Source organism: Mesorhizobium sp. LNHC221B00, from assembly GCF_000502935.1.
Taxonomy (GTDB): Bacteria; Pseudomonadota; Alphaproteobacteria; order Rhizobiales; family Rhizobiaceae; genus Mesorhizobium; species Mesorhizobium opportunistum.
The window spans coordinates 24,775-37,660 of sequence record NZ_AYWR01000031.1; the positions used below are offsets into that span (position 1 = coordinate 24,775).

15 protein-coding genes are annotated in these 12,886 nt (G+C 62.8%); 7 read left to right on the forward strand and 8 right to left on the reverse strand.

Features of this window, described 5'->3' with window-relative positions:
* Nucleotides 1-9: 9 nt before the first annotated feature.
* Nucleotides 10-1,086: a substrate-binding domain-containing protein gene (locus tag X741_RS140000; protein ID WP_023780311.1), complete on the reverse strand. Its 1,077-nt coding sequence runs from the start codon at nucleotides 1,084-1,086 to the stop codon at nucleotides 10-12.
* A 371-nt stretch (nucleotides 1,087-1,457) separates the two neighbouring features.
* Between X741_RS140000 and X741_RS1000000170575 the strand changes: the two genes are divergently transcribed.
* Nucleotides 1,458-1,607, forward strand: a complete 150-nt coding sequence (locus X741_RS1000000170575) for a hypothetical protein (RefSeq protein WP_023780312.1) — start codon at nucleotides 1,458-1,460, stop codon at nucleotides 1,605-1,607.
* A 12-nt stretch (nucleotides 1,608-1,619) separates the two neighbouring features.
* Here X741_RS1000000170575 and X741_RS139995 read toward each other — a convergent pair whose 3' ends face one another.
* Nucleotides 1,620-1,985, reverse strand: coding sequence for a DUF423 domain-containing protein (locus tag X741_RS139995; RefSeq protein WP_023780313.1), 366 nt, complete (start codon nucleotides 1,983-1,985; stop codon nucleotides 1,620-1,622).
* Nucleotides 1,986-2,023: 38 nt separating this feature from the next.
* Nucleotides 2,024-3,277, reverse strand: coding sequence for a multidrug efflux MFS transporter (locus X741_RS139990; RefSeq protein WP_023780314.1), 1,254 nt, complete (start codon nucleotides 3,275-3,277; stop codon nucleotides 2,024-2,026).
* A 115-nt stretch (nucleotides 3,278-3,392) separates the two neighbouring features.
* Here X741_RS139990 and X741_RS139985 point away from each other — a divergent pair, with 115 nt between their 5' ends.
* Both X741_RS139985 and X741_RS139980 read left to right on the forward strand, forming a co-directional pair.
* Nucleotides 3,393-4,058: a GntR family transcriptional regulator gene (locus X741_RS139985; RefSeq protein WP_023780315.1), complete on the forward strand. Its 666-nt coding sequence runs from the start codon at nucleotides 3,393-3,395 to the stop codon at nucleotides 4,056-4,058.
* A 104-nt stretch (nucleotides 4,059-4,162) separates the two neighbouring features.
* Complete coding sequence (locus X741_RS139980) at nucleotides 4,163-4,423, forward strand: DUF982 domain-containing protein (RefSeq protein WP_031250582.1); 261 nt, start codon at nucleotides 4,163-4,165, stop codon at nucleotides 4,421-4,423.
* An 88-nt stretch (nucleotides 4,424-4,511) separates the two neighbouring features.
* On the opposite strand, the gene X741_RS1000000169155 is transcribed toward X741_RS139980, so the two are convergent.
* Complete coding sequence (locus X741_RS1000000169155; RefSeq protein ID WP_023780317.1) at nucleotides 4,512-4,658, reverse strand: hypothetical protein; 147 nt, start codon at nucleotides 4,656-4,658, stop codon at nucleotides 4,512-4,514.
* A gap of 199 nt (nucleotides 4,659-4,857) precedes the next feature.
* Here X741_RS1000000169155 and X741_RS139975 point away from each other — a divergent pair, with 199 nt between their 5' ends.
* Nucleotides 4,858-5,829, forward strand: a complete 972-nt coding sequence (locus X741_RS139975; protein WP_023780318.1) for a glycosyl transferase family 90 — start codon at nucleotides 4,858-4,860, stop codon at nucleotides 5,827-5,829.
* A 157-nt stretch (nucleotides 5,830-5,986) separates the two neighbouring features.
* Complete coding sequence (locus tag X741_RS139970; protein ID WP_023780319.1) at nucleotides 5,987-6,958, forward strand: glycosyl transferase family 90; 972 nt, start codon at nucleotides 5,987-5,989, stop codon at nucleotides 6,956-6,958.
* 13 nt (nucleotides 6,959-6,971) lie between these two features.
* On the opposite strand, the gene X741_RS139965 is transcribed toward X741_RS139970, so the two are convergent.
* Nucleotides 6,972-8,015: an aldo/keto reductase gene (locus X741_RS139965; protein ID WP_023780320.1), complete on the reverse strand. Its 1,044-nt coding sequence runs from the start codon at nucleotides 8,013-8,015 to the stop codon at nucleotides 6,972-6,974.
* A 328-nt stretch (nucleotides 8,016-8,343) separates the two neighbouring features.
* Here X741_RS139965 and ppk2 point away from each other — a divergent pair, with 328 nt between their 5' ends.
* Complete coding sequence (gene ppk2 / locus X741_RS139960; protein WP_013896009.1) at nucleotides 8,344-9,264, forward strand: polyphosphate kinase 2; 921 nt, start codon at nucleotides 8,344-8,346, stop codon at nucleotides 9,262-9,264.
* 51 nt (nucleotides 9,265-9,315) lie between these two features.
* Here the strand turns inward: ppk2 and X741_RS139955 are convergent, their stop codons facing one another.
* The 3 genes from X741_RS139955 to X741_RS139945 all read right to left on the reverse strand — a co-directional run bounded on the left by X741_RS139955 (nucleotide 9,316) and on the right by X741_RS139945 (nucleotide 12,182).
* Entirely contained in the window at nucleotides 9,316-9,963 is a 648-nt protein-coding gene (locus X741_RS139955) for a dihydrofolate reductase family protein (RefSeq protein ID WP_023780321.1), read from the reverse strand.
* A gap of 213 nt (nucleotides 9,964-10,176) precedes the next feature.
* The gene (gene hemB, locus X741_RS139950; protein ID WP_023780322.1) at nucleotides 10,177-11,208 is read right to left on the reverse strand and encodes a porphobilinogen synthase; all 1,032 of its coding nucleotides are present in this window, start codon (nucleotides 11,206-11,208) and stop codon (nucleotides 10,177-10,179) included.
* A 152-nt stretch (nucleotides 11,209-11,360) separates the two neighbouring features.
* Complete coding sequence (locus tag X741_RS139945; protein ID WP_031250584.1) at nucleotides 11,361-12,182, reverse strand: DUF2066 domain-containing protein; 822 nt, start codon at nucleotides 12,180-12,182, stop codon at nucleotides 11,361-11,363.
* A gap of 140 nt (nucleotides 12,183-12,322) precedes the next feature.
* On the opposite strand from X741_RS139945, the gene X741_RS1000000167705 reads away from it, so the two are divergent.
* Nucleotides 12,323-12,871 carry an isoprenylcysteine carboxylmethyltransferase family protein gene (locus tag X741_RS1000000167705; protein ID WP_023780324.1) on the forward strand — a complete coding sequence of 183 codons (549 nt, stop codon included), beginning with the start codon at nucleotides 12,323-12,325 and terminating at the stop codon, nucleotides 12,869-12,871.
* Nucleotides 12,872-12,886: the final 15 nt, after the last annotated feature.

Here is a 12,886-nt window from a genome sequence, read left to right on the forward strand (position 1 = left end):
CCGCGCGGCTCAGCCGCGTGGCGGAGCCGACGAGGCCCGCACGATCAGTTCGACAGGCAGAAGCTGCCGGCTGACCCTGCCGTCGCTTTCCAGGATCGCCTTGACGGCAAGGCGGCCGATCTCGGCGATGGGCTGGGCGATCGTGGTCAAGGGCGGCTTGGACGTCGCTGCTTCCGGGACGCCGTCGAAGCCGACGACGGAAACGTCGCCGGGGACGGCCAGCCCGCGCGCGCTCAGCCATTCAAGCGCCACCAGGGCTGTTCTGTCCGACATCGCCAGGATGGCCGTGGGCGGTTCGCCGGAAGCGAAAATGGCTTCGAGCCCTGCTTTCGTGGTGGCCGCATCGTTGGCGGTCTCGTAGACGGGCACTTTGGATATGTCGACGCCAACCCGCGAAAGCTCCTGGAGATAACCGGTGAGGCGGTCGCGCGTCCCCGCATAGGTCGCGGCGCGAACCTGTTCTGGCGACACAAGGCCTGTCCTGTTGTCGGCGAAAGGCAGCGCCAGGACGGCAAAGCGGCGATGTCCGAGATCGGTGAGATGGCGCGCCGCCATGCCGGCGCCGGCGATGTTGTCGACGCCGATCGCCGCGACCGAACCGTCCTGCGAATCCAGATCGAGCGCCACGAACGGCAGTTTGCGCTCGCGTGCCAGTTCCACCAGGCGCGAGCCGCCTTCGATGCAGAAGACGATGAAGCCGTCGACCAGCGCGCTCTGGATGTTCCAGGCAAGCTGTTCGTTGTTGGCGGCCGAGACCAGGGAGATCCCGGCCCCGGTTGCGTCGCAGGCTTGCGAGATGCCCGCCATCATGACGCGCGCGAAGGGATCGTCGAAGAAGTAGGAGAGGGGCTCGGCGGTGGCCACGCCGATGGCATTGACTTTGCCGGCCCGCAGCAGCCGGCCCTTCGGATCCGGGCCGCCATAGCCCATCGCCTCGGCAGCCGCCTTGACCCGTTCGCGGACTTCCTCGCGCACGATCTCGGGGCGGCTGAAGACATTGGACGCGGTGCCATGCGAGACACCTGCGGCCTTGGCGATGTCGGCCAGCCGGACGGGTCGTCGATTGCCTGCGGTGAGTGACGCCATTTTGCGCGTGCCTCCTGACATGCATTTAGCACGTTCCGGGTTTGCATCTAGCACTTTCGTTGGATCGATTCAAATTCTGCTTGACCAACGGCAGCCGAAGACCTATCTTTGAATCGATCCAAGCCGGCAGATTCAAGCTGGCGAAACGACCGAAGGGGAGGTGCGCCATGCATCCCGTCAACTATCTTTTTCAAGACATCTATCGCAACGACTGGAGCGTTGCGCCGGCCTCCAGCAGGTCCAGACGTCGAAATCATGCCGGCCCATGGATTCGGGACCTTCGCTTTCTGGTGGAGCGCAAGCGGAGCTGATCGGCGCTGCCTTTTTGTGACTGCCGATTGGATCGATTCAATTCAAGAGAGAGAAAAACCATGCATCCCGTCAAGCATCTGTTCGAAGACATCTATCGCAACTATTGGGGCATCGCGCCGGCCGCCGAGCGGCCCGAGGCGCCGCGCCGGACAAGGCGAGCCTCGCGCGGTCGCGATCTTTGGGTCCGATCCGAACGTCATCGAGACTGACCGTTCGCCATCTCAGGGTCTTGGGCGCACCAAGGCGGAGGCGGCAATCGCCAGCCAGCCTGCGATGAGCAGGGTGCCGCCGATCGGCGCCGACATCGGAAACAGTCTCGATTCCAAGAAGTCGCGGGCGAGCAGATCGCCCGCGAAAAGCACAAGCCCGACAAGCAGGGCCAGGCTGGCCATCCGCAGCAAGCGGTTCGCGCCGGCAAGGCCGACGGCGAGAAACACCGGCGCGTGCATCAAGAGGAACGATGCGGCCGTGCCGGTAAAGGCGCCGCCACGGTGCGCGGCCGCCGCCGACAGTGCCACACCTGCCGCACCGACGAGACCGCCGGCAAGCACCAGGATGCGGCTGGCGTTGGATTCAGCGAGATTCATAATAGCGCCGCCTTCGATTGCCGACTTGGGCGAATCCCTCAAGGCTCGCCCGCCTCCAGCAGCATATGCCGTGTCCGCCGCGACTGGACAATCCAGTTGTAGACGGCACCGCCGGCCATCAGCACCGATGTGCCGAGAAACACCGCCGGCATGCCGAAGTGGCCGCCGACGAAGCCGCCGGTCAAGGGTCCGGCGACCTGCCCGACATATTGCGCCGAAATCGCCAGGCCAAGCACGTTGCCGCCGACACCGTCGGGGACGTTGTGGCGGATGACGCTGGTGATGCAGGGCAGCAGGCCGCCAAGCGCCAGGCCCATCAGGAAGCGCAGTCCTATCAGCTGCCAGCTGTCGGTGACGAAAGCCTGCGGAATGAGCAGCAGGGCCGAGACGGCGAGCGCACCCACGACGACGTTCCAGTGACCGACGCGGTCGGCGAGCTTGCCGAGCCAGGAGGCCGACAGGATGGTGCCGAGCGCCGCCGCTGACATCACCACGCCGGCGACCAGCGTCACTCGGCTCTGGTCCTCGATGAGCTGCTGGACATAGACGGTGATGATCGGCTCGATCGACATGGTGGCGAACGCAAGCAGCATACCGGTTGTCAGCATCGCCACGACCGGACGTTTGTCCGGGATCTGCGACCAGCCGCTCTTCGCCTTTGCCGACGAAGCGGCTTTGGCTGGCTTCGGGCGGGGCATCTCCTTGATCAGGAAGGTGGTGGCCAGGAAGGCGAGGAAGATGACGCCGCCGGACAACAGGAAGGTGGCGCGGATGCCGATGACCGGCGGTAAGGCGCCGCCGAGCAGGGGGCCGACCAGCGAGCCCGCCGTGATCCCCGCCGACAGCACGCCGAGCGCCCAGCCAGAGCGGTCCTTGGGCGTCTGCATGGCCACCAATATGGTCGAACCCGAGGAATAGCCGCCGGCAAAACCGATCAGCAGGCGCAGCAACACCAACTGCCAGACCGTTTCGACCATGCCTGTCAGCGACATGCAGATCGCCATGCCGAAACTGGCGCGAACCAGCATTACCTTGCGGCCGTAGCGGTCGCCCAGGCGTCCCCACAGCGGCGCAACCATGGCAGCGGCGAAGAAGGTGGCGCCATAGGCGATGCCGGACCACTGCACGATGGCCGCATGTCCCTGCGCGCCGAGCTGTTCGACATAGAGCGGCAGGAAAGGCAGCAGCAGGGTCATGGCGATGAGCGTACTGAACGAGCCAGCGAAGCAGACGGCGAGATTGCGCCGCCAGTGGATGTTGTAGCCGCTTTGTCGGGTGTCTTCCTGCGTCATGTCCTGCCTGCTCGATACCAGCGCTTGTTGCGGATACCGTTTTGGGATACCAATGCGGATACGTCATGAACTTCAACCCCGCTGCTGTCAATGCGGCTTCGGAAAGGCGAGCGCGATGTCGCAGATGCAGAATGTCGAACGGCGGTTGCGCGAGATGATCCTTGGGCTTGAGGTTGGGCCGGGGGAGCGGCTGACGGAGCGTTGGATCGAAGGTCGCTTCGGCGCCTCGCGCACGCCGGTCAGGGCAGCGCTTCTGCGGCTGGAGACCGAGGGGCTGGTCGGCAGGGACGGGCGCGGCTGGACGGTGTCGCCCATCAACCTTGCCGAGCTCGAGCAGATCGCGGTCTATCGCGAAGCGGTCGAGGTCGCGGCTCTGCGGCTGACATGCACGCACGTCGACGGGAATGCCATCGATGTCATCGAGGCGATGCTCGATTCCTGCGACGAAAGCACGCCGCGCGAGGAGTGGCATCGCGTCGGCATGGATTTTCACATCGAGCTGGCGCGCCTGTCGGGCAATGAATTCCTGTTCCGCGCCGTTCGCGATGCCATGACGCGGCTGTCGCGCGCCCGCTGGCTGGAGGTTCGCGACGAGGCCGCCCTTGGCCGTGCCTGGGCCGAGCATCGCGCCATCCTGGCGGCAGCACGCCTTGGCGATGCCGATGAAGCGGCCCGCCGGCTTTCAGCCCACATCGTTGGCAGCCGTGACCGGCTGGTGACGTCGCTCGCCAACGATAGACGTGGGCTTCGCGCCAGGGGTTTTGCCGTGGTCGCTGCTTAGCGCGGCCTGCACAAGGCGGGGGCAATCGCTGCGAAACAGCGGCGTCCCGACACAAAGCGCACTTTCGGCCTCGCTTCATGGATGCCGATGGCGTAAGAGCGGCGATGGAAAACAACCGATTTGAAACACCCGTGACAGTCAAGTCCGCCACGGCGGGAAGCACTCAGCTCTTGCGTTCGGCCCGGGAGGCTTCCGATTACCTCCTCAACAGCTGGCCCGGCAAGCGCAGCCCCAAGCACCGCGCAGCGCTGCAGGCCTGTCATGACGCGCTGGCCGGCGACAAGCCGGCCATGAATGCCAGGCGTGCCTTCATCGCGGCGGCGCGTGAAGTCGACGTTTTCGTCAGCGACAAGGCGCCCGCTTGACGCAATCCAGTCGGATTGAGACGGGCCAGTCGAGATTGAGACGAGCCATTGGATTGCGACGAGGCCCGCATTCGCGGGCCTCTTGCCGTCATTCCTCTGTTTCGGTGTCGGTCTCGGTCTCCGGCTTGGACCGTTCCCGCGCGGCGACCTTGGCGGCCTGCTTTTCGGCCTTCTTGGCTGCTTTCTGCCGGTCGCGTTCCTTGCGTTCCTGATCGTAGTTTGGTGCTCGCGCCATATCGGCTCCTTTTTGACCTGCCTTGCGGCTCAAACCTTGCCTAGGAGCATTAGCCGCCAAACACAACAGCCGAGGCAAAAGTACCGCGGCGTTCGCTTCCGCGGTTGGGAGGGCTTGCCAGATGTGCAGCACAATGGTGTAGGAAGCGTCGGGGCGCCAACGAATTGAGAGCTGCCTGTTTGTTTTGATCAAGTGAACCATGGCCACAATTGCGCGGACGGCGGCGAGGGTGTTCTATTATGCGCGAAACGTCGCGCGCGACATCATTCCCCAAGCCCTGTTTCGACGCAGGCTGGCCGCTCGTCTCGAAACGGCCAAGCTTTCCGGCGAGCCGGCGCGCCGGCGGCTGAATTACTATAACAAGCTGCAGGATGGTTTCACGCCAAGCGCAAAGGCCGTGCGCATCAGCGAGCTGCCCTTCACTCCGACCATGTATTATTACGACCTGAAGGAGTTTGCCCGCTACTTCGATCCCGGCTTGCTGATCGACGTCGAGTTCGGAGACGTCATGAAGGTGCCGAAGGTGCCTTCGATCGTCAAGGATCGGCCGATCCGTGACGACGACAGCAACGCGGTCATCATGAAGCTCGACAAGTTTCGCCATTTCCAGATGCCGGCCGATACGATCCCGTTCGCCGACAAGCTGCCGGCCGTGGTCTGGCGTGGCGATCTCAACAATCCGATCAGGACACGGTTTCTGGAAGCAGCGCGCGACCTGCCGTTCTGCGACGCCGGCTCGCACAAGCCCAACGCGCCGGCGGAGTATGCCAAGCCCTTTCTCACCATCAGCCAGCACCAGCGCTATCGCTACATCGTTTCGCTCGAAGGCAACGACGTGGCGACTAATCTCAAATGGATATTGAACTCGAAGTCACTCTGCTTGATGCCGCCTCCGACATACGAGACATGGTTCGCGGAGCGGCAGCTCGAAGCCGATGTCCACTATGTGCCGCTCGCAGCGGACTTCTCCGACCTTGCTGAACATGTGGCCTTTTTCGAGCGGCACCCGGCGAAGGCCGAACGCATCGTCGCGGCCGCGAACGCCTATTGCCGGACGTTCGACAATGAGCAGACCGAACAGGCGATCTCCCTGCTGGTGCTCTACAAATATTTCGTGCTCAGCGGCCAGATCAAGCCGGATGCCGATGTCTGGCGCTACATAACGGGATAGTTGCCGGCGAAATAGCCGACCCCTGTGGCCAAGCGCGCCGTTACCATTTGGAGGCGCCGCCCATTTTGCGAAATCTCGGACACGACCAAGCTGGAGCGCGGCGAGGAACTATTCCGGCTGTCGTGCGTTTGCTGGCGCTTGTTTTGATCAGAGAACGATGGCCACCATACAGCGAACGACCCAAAAGGTTTTCTACTATGCGCGGAATGTCATACGCGATGTCGCACCACAGGCAATCTTCCGACGACGGCTGGCAGGTCGCCTCGATCAGGCCAGGCTCTCCGATGAGGCCGTCCGCCAACGATTGAACGACTACAACAAACTGCACGACACGTTCTCGCCCAGCCCCGATGCCGTCCGTATCGACAGCCTGCCGTCGGCACGCAGCATGTATTACTACGACCTGAAGGAATTTGCCCGTTACTTCGATGCCGGACTGCGCCTCGACCTGGAGTTTGGCGACGTCATCGAGGTGCCCAAGGTGCCGTCATTCGTCAAGGATCGCCCGATCCGGGCCGACAACGACAATGCGGTGCTCATGAAGTTCAACAAGTTCCGCCACTTCTACATGCCTGTCGACACGGTTGCCTTCGCCGACAAATTGCCGGCCGTGGTCTGGCGTGGCGATCTCAACAATCCGCTCAGGACAAGGTTTCTGGATGCCGTGCGCGACTTGCCGTTCTGCGATGCGGGCTCGCACAAGCCGAACGCGCCGGCAAAGTACAGCAAGCCCTTTCTCAGCATCGCCCAGCACCTGCGCTATCGCTACATCGTCTCGCTGGAGGGCAATGACGTGGCGACCAATCTGAAGTGGATCATGAATTCGAACTCGCTCTGCCTGATGCCGCCGCCGACCTACGAGACGTGGTTCAGGGAGAGCCAGCTCGAGGCCAATGTCCACTATGTGCCGCTCGATCCGGATTTCGCCGATCTGGCCGAAAAAGTAAGCTATTTCGAACGGCACCCGGCCGCGGCGGAGCGCATCGTCCTCGCGGCCAATGCGCATTGCCGCAAGTTCTCCAACCAGCGAGACGAGCAGGCGATCTCCCTGCTCGTGCTCTACAAATATTTCGTGCTCAGCGGCCAGCTCGAACCCTATCCCGAACTCTGGCGGTTCATCGGGGGTTAGATCCTGATGTCCGTCAGATGGCGCTGCGGTCGAGAACCGTGTCGGCGGGGCCGAAGCGATCCTTTGCCGTCAGTTGCTGGTGCCAGTAGGGGTAGAGCAAAGGCGGCCGGCTGACCGCGTCGAGGCGCTGGCGTTCGTCGGCACTGAGTTCCAGGGCTGCGGCTGCGAGATTATCCTTGAGCTGGGCATCGTTGCGGGCACCGATCACCAGGGAGGAGACGGCGGGGCGGCCGAGCAGCCAGGCAAGGGCCACCTGCGCCGCGGAAACACCCCGGGCCTTGCCGATTTCGACCAGCACGTCGACGATCCGCCAAAGCCGGTCTTCGTCCCGGATCGGCGGCTCGGACCAGCCGGCGAGCTGTCGGGCGGTGGGGCTGTCGCGGCGGTATTTGCCGGACAGCAAGCCGCCGGCGAGCGGGCTCCACACCAGCACGCCGAGCCCCTGGTCGACCGAGATCGGCAGCAATTCATACTCTGCCTCGCGCGCCTCCAGCGAGTAGTGGATTTGCTGGGTGACAAAACGCGGCTGGTGATGGCTGTCGCTGACGGCAAGACCCTTCATCACCTGCCAGCCGGAGTAGTTGGAGCAGCCGACATAGCGGATCTTGCCCTGGCCGACCAACGTGTCGAGCGCGGCGATGGTTTCCTCGAGAGGCGTCAGACCGTCCCATTCGTGCAGGAAATAGATATCGATGACATCGGTCTTGAGCCGCTTCAAGCTCCTCTCGCATTCGCGGATCAGGTGATAGCGCGACAGGCCTTCGTCGTTGGGTCCCTTGCCGATCCGCATCCTCGCCTTGGAGGCGATCAGCACGTCGTTCTTGCGCTTGCCGCCGAGTGCTTCGCCAATGATCTCTTCCGAGATGCCGTTGGAATAGACATTGGCGGTGTCGAGAAGATTGATGCCGGCATCGATGCACATGTCGATCATCCGTTTGGCTTCGGCGAGATCGCTGTTGCCGACAGCGGCGAACGGGCCGGCGCCGCCGAAGGTCATGGTGCCCATGGTCAGTGTCGAAACCTTCAGGCCGGAACGGCCGAGAGTGCGGTATTCCATGTCAGTCCTCGCGATTGTGTTGAATTGGGGCCGTATTGAATTGGGCCGTGTTGAACTGGGGCTGAGTTGAATTGGGGCGGCGCGAAAGGGCAGCCCGGAATGCGACCGGGGATTTGTAGGACAATTCGGCCGGTTTGTCGCCATGCAAGGACGACGATCGATCATATCTCGAGGGATTTGCAGCGCCGGCGATCGTGCTCGGGCTGCAATAAAACCGTCACTGCCGGCCTATATTGAATTCGGCTAAGGTGTTCCGTTCCAGGCCGCGGGCCAGCCGGGTTGGGGCGCCGGGACATAAACCGACAGGCTTGCACGCGGAGCAACTGATATGACCGAGCTGAGACAGAATTCCCCTGCAAAAGACTGGCTCGAAGCCGAGCTCGCCGACACGCTCGACGAAGACTATGAGCTCGAAATGTCGGAACCGGCGCTGTCGATGGAGATCGCCAAGATCTACAAGAACTCACATCCGCCATCGATCGACCGCATGCAATATTTCCGCGACCTGATCACCTTGCAGTCGGAGCTGATCAAGCTGCAGTCGTGGGTCGCCTATCACAGGAAGAAGCTGGTGGTGATTTTCGAGGGCCGCGACTCCGCCGGCAAGGGCGGCGTCATCAAGCGCATCACCCAGCGGCTCAATCCGCGCATCTGCCGCGTCGTGGCACTGCCGGCACCGACCGAGCGCGAGAAATCGCAATGGTATTTCCAGCGCTACGTCCCGCATCTGCCGGCCGGTGGCGAGATCGTGCTGTTCGACCGCTCCTGGTACAACCGTTCCGGCGTCGAACGGGTGATGGGTTTTGCCGGACCGGAGCAGGTCGAGGAGTTCTTCCACGACGTGCCGGAGTTCGAGCGCATGCTGGTGCGCTCGGGCATCACGGTGGTCAAATACTGGTTCTCGATCACCGACGAAGAGCAGCAGATGCGCTTCCTGATGCGCATCCACGATCCGATGAAGCAGTGGAAGCTGTCACCGATGGACCTGCAGTCGCGCGTGCGCTGGGAACAGTACACCAAGGCCAAGGAAGAAACCTTCGCCCGCACCAACATTCCCGAGGCGCCCTGGTTCATCGTCGAAGGCAACGACAAGAAGCGCGCGCGGCTGAACTGCATCGATCATCTGCTGAAGCAACTGCCGTATGAAGAGGTGCCGCACGAGGAGATCACGCTGCCGGAGCGCGTCTTCAATCCGGAATACGAGCGCCAGGTTCTGCCGCGCGAACTCTACGTGCCGGAGAAGTATTGAGGCGGATGAGGCTGCGGTCTCCCCCACGTGGGGGGAGATTACGCTCCCCACCTACGCTCGATCGATGATCACATGCGTGGCAAGCGCTGTCGCCACCTGCTCCGTGCATCGATAGCCAAGCTTCACCATATCCAGGCCCGCGAAGAGGTTCTCGCCTGTTCCCAGCAGCACCGGTGAGATCGCTAGGTGCATGGTGTCGATAAGTTTTTCCTGGAGATATTGCCGGACGGTCGAGACACCGCCGCCGACCCGCACGTCCTTGCCGCCGGCCGCCGACCTTGCCTGATCGAGCGCCGAATGGATGCCGTCGGTGACGAAGTGGAAAGTGGTGCCGCCCTCCATCGTGATCGGCGCTCGCTTGAAGTGTGTCAGCACGAAGATCGGCACATGGTAGGGCGGGTTGTCGCCCCACCAGCCCTTCCAGGTGTCGTCGGGCCACTCACCGCGGATCGGCCCGAACATGTTTCGCCCGAGGATCCACGCGCCGACATTCTCGAAGCTGCGTGCCGCAAACGCCTCGTCGGCGTCAGTGGTGCCGCCGTCTTGCCCGAGCACCATCTTGCGGAAGGTGCGGGTGTCGACAAACCACTTGTGCAGGGATTCCCCACCAATGCCGAGCGGATTTTGCAGATCCTGGTCGGGACCGGCGCCATAGCCGTCGAGCGATAGGGTGAAAGCGTTGACACGCAGCTTGGACATGAAAACCTCCTCGATAACCAGTTGTATTTTGCAAGTGGTTGCCTTGTAGCAAACCGATTGCGAATTGCAAGTGGTATTTTCTGCGGCGAAGAAACACGTACCCGGACCTCTCCGACATGTAGCGGGAAGGCCTTGCCTGTAAGTTCCCTATGGAAGTCGCGGATGCCGTTCATGGACGACCACGTCGCTGACTGGCCGGGGGAGGGCGAGAACCTACCCCTTCAGCATCGTCGCCACTTCAGGTGCGAAATAGGTCAGGATGCCGTCGCAGCCGGCGCGCTTGAAGGCAAGCAAGCTCTCCAGCATCGCTTTCTCGCCGTCGATCCAGCCATTGGCGCCCGCCGCCTTGATCATCGAATATTCGCCCGACACCTGGTAGGCGAAGGTCGGCATCTGGAATTCGTCCTTCAGCCTGCGGATGATGTCGAGATAGGGCAGGCCGGGCTTGACCATCAGCATGTCGGCACCCTCGGCGATGTCCTGCTCGGCCTCGCGTACGGCTTCGTCCGAGTTGGCATGATCGATATAGTAGGTCTTCTTGTCGCCCTTGAGCAGCCCGGCGGTGCCGACCGCCTCGCGATAGGGGCCGTAGAAGGCCGAGGCGAATTTGGTCGCGTAGGACATGATCGCCACGTCCTGAAAGCCGTTGGCGTCGAGCGCGTCGCGGATGGCGCCGATACGGCCGTCCATCATGTCGGACGGAGCGATGATGTCGGCGCCGGCCGCCGCCTGGATGACGGCCGCCGCCGCGACCTGTTCGACCGTCTCGTCGTTGATGATGATGCCGTCGCGCAGGATGCCGTCATGGCCGTGGCTGGTGAACGGGTCGAGCGCGGCGTCGGTGATGATGCCGATCTCGGGCACCGCGTCCTTTATGGCGCGGGTCGCGCGGTTGATGACATTGTCGGGGTCTAGGATGTGCGAGCCGGTCTGGTCGCGTAAGGCCAGATCGACATTGGGGAAGGTGGCGAGCGCCGGAATGCCGAGCTTGGCGGCGCGTTCCGCCTCCCTGACAGCCAGATCGACCGACAGGCGGAAGACGCCCGGCATGGCCGCAATCGGCTCGCGCACATTTTTCCCCTCGACGACGAAGATCGGCCAGATCAAATCATCGACTGTGAGCCGGTTCTCCTGCACGAGCCGGCGCGACCAATCGGCCTTGCGCATGCGGCGCAGGCGGCGGCTGCCGGTGACGTCGTCGACGCTGCGCGCGCCGGCTGGCTTTGTCGGGGAGAATCTGTTCATTGCCAAAACTCCAGATCAGCGGCTTTTACCACGAGCCCTCGGTGCTGACCAATGCGACACGTTTGTGCCAGCGGTCGAAGCTGCCAATTTCCCCCCTTGTGGAGAGATGCCCAGCAGGCCAGAGGGGCGCGCTATCCCTCCTGCCTATCCAGTCAAGGCTGCCCATTACCCGAAAGAATCTGCACCGCGCCTCTGATGGCCACACGAAACGCCTCGTCGAAGCTGACGCCACGCGCCTGCCAGCGATAGGTCTTGCCGCGGTCGGCTAGCCGCCAATCGGCGATCCAGCCGAGCTCCTTGTCGCTCCATACGATGCTGCCGGCGAGCGCTTGCGCGCCACCTACGTGTTTGGCTTGCCGATCCAGCCTCGCCATGTCGGCGGCGCGCAGCGCTTTTTCGCCCAGGCCGGCAAGCTGCGCAGCCTTCGGAAATGCGACATGGATCAGCATTGGACCGGTAGCATTGACGAAGGATTCGCGCATCGTTTCGCCACGCTGCTCCTCGGCGCTTAGGACGAAATGTCGGGCACCCTGTTCGGCAACGAGAAAGACCGCGAGCGTCGGCCGGTCGCCCAGCCAGGGCCTGCTGCCCAGCGACGCCAGCACCTTGTCGATCACCTCAGGCTTGTAGAAGCAGGTCAGATCATGCGGCCGGTCATGCGTGCCTTGCTCGTCATGGATCGGAATGCCCTCCAACCGGTCATGGTAGCGGAAAGCATCGACGAAACTGCCGGCTTTGTCGCGCAGATCCGCTATCTCTGGTTTGTCGAGCAACCGCTGATCGCCCGAAACCCTGACCAGGACCCTGTCCAGGCAATCCCTGAAGCCTGTCTGGCGGTTCTCCTCGCCTTGGCCGGTGACGATGGTCTGCGACTGGTAGATCTCGTCCAGCGTGGTTGCCAGCACAGGATGGGCGGCCAGGCATCGACCGATCAGCCCGATTGCCACCAGCGCAAGGCGTAAAAATCGAGCCATGAACAACGTCCGCCGTCCAGCATTTGCCGGTCGATTTCTAACATCGACCACGGACGCGAGCCAAGAGGCGGTACCGGCCGTGTGGCGTTGACGCGTCCTTGCGGCACGCTAGGTCCGCATGGCGACGGAAGGAGCAAGCCATGGTTTTCGTCTGGTCCATCTATGCCGCCTGGCTCGTGCTGATCGTCTACCTGACCGTTTCGGCGTTCGGTGTGAAACGGGATACCGAGGAGCACATCGCGCAGCGACTGGGGCTGATGTTCGCCATGATCCTCGCTTTCCTGCTTCCGCGTGTGCCGATGTTCCGGTTCGTCAACTTCGCACCCGTGAACGCCGTCTTGAGCAGCATCGGTGTCATCGTGGCCGTTGCCGGGATGGCCTTCCTGGTCTGGGCGCGGCAAACCCTCGGCAGCAATTGGAGCCAGATCGTCTCCGCCAAGCAGGGCCATGAACTGGTGACGTCAGGCCCTTATCGCTATGTCCGCCACCCCATGTACACAGGCGGCCTCGTCGCATGCATCGGTTCGGCGATCGTGGTGGGCGGTGGTTTCGTCTTTCTGCTGATCTTGCTGGGCGTGATCTTCCTATGGCGTGTCGGTGCCGAAGACAGGCTTCTGGCACGGCAATTTCCCGACGAATTCCCAGACTATGCGCGTCGCACGAAGGCGTTGATCCCGTTCGTGTGGTAGCAATTCCAACCGATC

Excerpts from the sequence above, each read along its gene's own strand:
- X741_RS139995 (WP_023780313.1), bottom strand. The coding sequence starts at position 1,985 with ATGAATCTCGCTGAATCCAACGCCAGCCGCATCCTGGTGCTTGCCGGC.
- X741_RS1000000167705 (WP_023780324.1), top strand. The coding sequence starts at position 12,323 with ATGGTTTTCGTCTGGTCCATCTATGCCGCCTGGCTCGTGCTGATCGTC.
- X741_RS1000000170575 (WP_023780312.1), top strand. The coding sequence starts at position 1,458 with ATGCATCCCGTCAAGCATCTGTTCGAAGACATCTATCGCAACTATTGG.
- ppk2 (WP_013896009.1), top strand. The coding sequence starts at position 8,344 with ATGACCGAGCTGAGACAGAATTCCCCTGCAAAAGACTGGCTCGAAGCC.
- X741_RS140000 (WP_023780311.1), bottom strand. The coding sequence starts at position 1,086 with ATGGCGTCACTCACCGCAGGCAATCGACGACCCGTCCGGCTGGCCGAC.
- X741_RS139945 (WP_031250584.1), bottom strand. The coding sequence starts at position 12,182 with ATGGCTCGATTTTTACGCCTTGCGCTGGTGGCAATCGGGCTGATCGGT.
- X741_RS139980 (WP_031250582.1), top strand. The coding sequence starts at position 4,163 with ATGGAAAACAACCGATTTGAAACACCCGTGACAGTCAAGTCCGCCACG.
- X741_RS1000000169155 (WP_023780317.1), bottom strand. The coding sequence starts at position 4,658 with ATGGCGCGAGCACCAAACTACGATCAGGAACGCAAGGAACGCGACCGG.
- X741_RS139955 (WP_023780321.1), bottom strand. The coding sequence starts at position 9,963 with ATGTCCAAGCTGCGTGTCAACGCTTTCACCCTATCGCTCGACGGCTAT.
- X741_RS139975 (WP_023780318.1), top strand. The coding sequence starts at position 4,858 with ATGGCCACAATTGCGCGGACGGCGGCGAGGGTGTTCTATTATGCGCGA.
- X741_RS139965 (WP_023780320.1), bottom strand. The coding sequence starts at position 8,015 with ATGGAATACCGCACTCTCGGCCGTTCCGGCCTGAAGGTTTCGACACTG.
- X741_RS139990 (WP_023780314.1), bottom strand. The coding sequence starts at position 3,277 with ATGACGCAGGAAGACACCCGACAAAGCGGCTACAACATCCACTGGCGG.
- hemB (WP_023780322.1), bottom strand. The coding sequence starts at position 11,208 with ATGAACAGATTCTCCCCGACAAAGCCAGCCGGCGCGCGCAGCGTCGAC.
- X741_RS139970 (WP_023780319.1), top strand. The coding sequence starts at position 5,987 with ATGGCCACCATACAGCGAACGACCCAAAAGGTTTTCTACTATGCGCGG.
- X741_RS139985 (WP_023780315.1), top strand. The coding sequence starts at position 3,393 with ATGTCGCAGATGCAGAATGTCGAACGGCGGTTGCGCGAGATGATCCTT.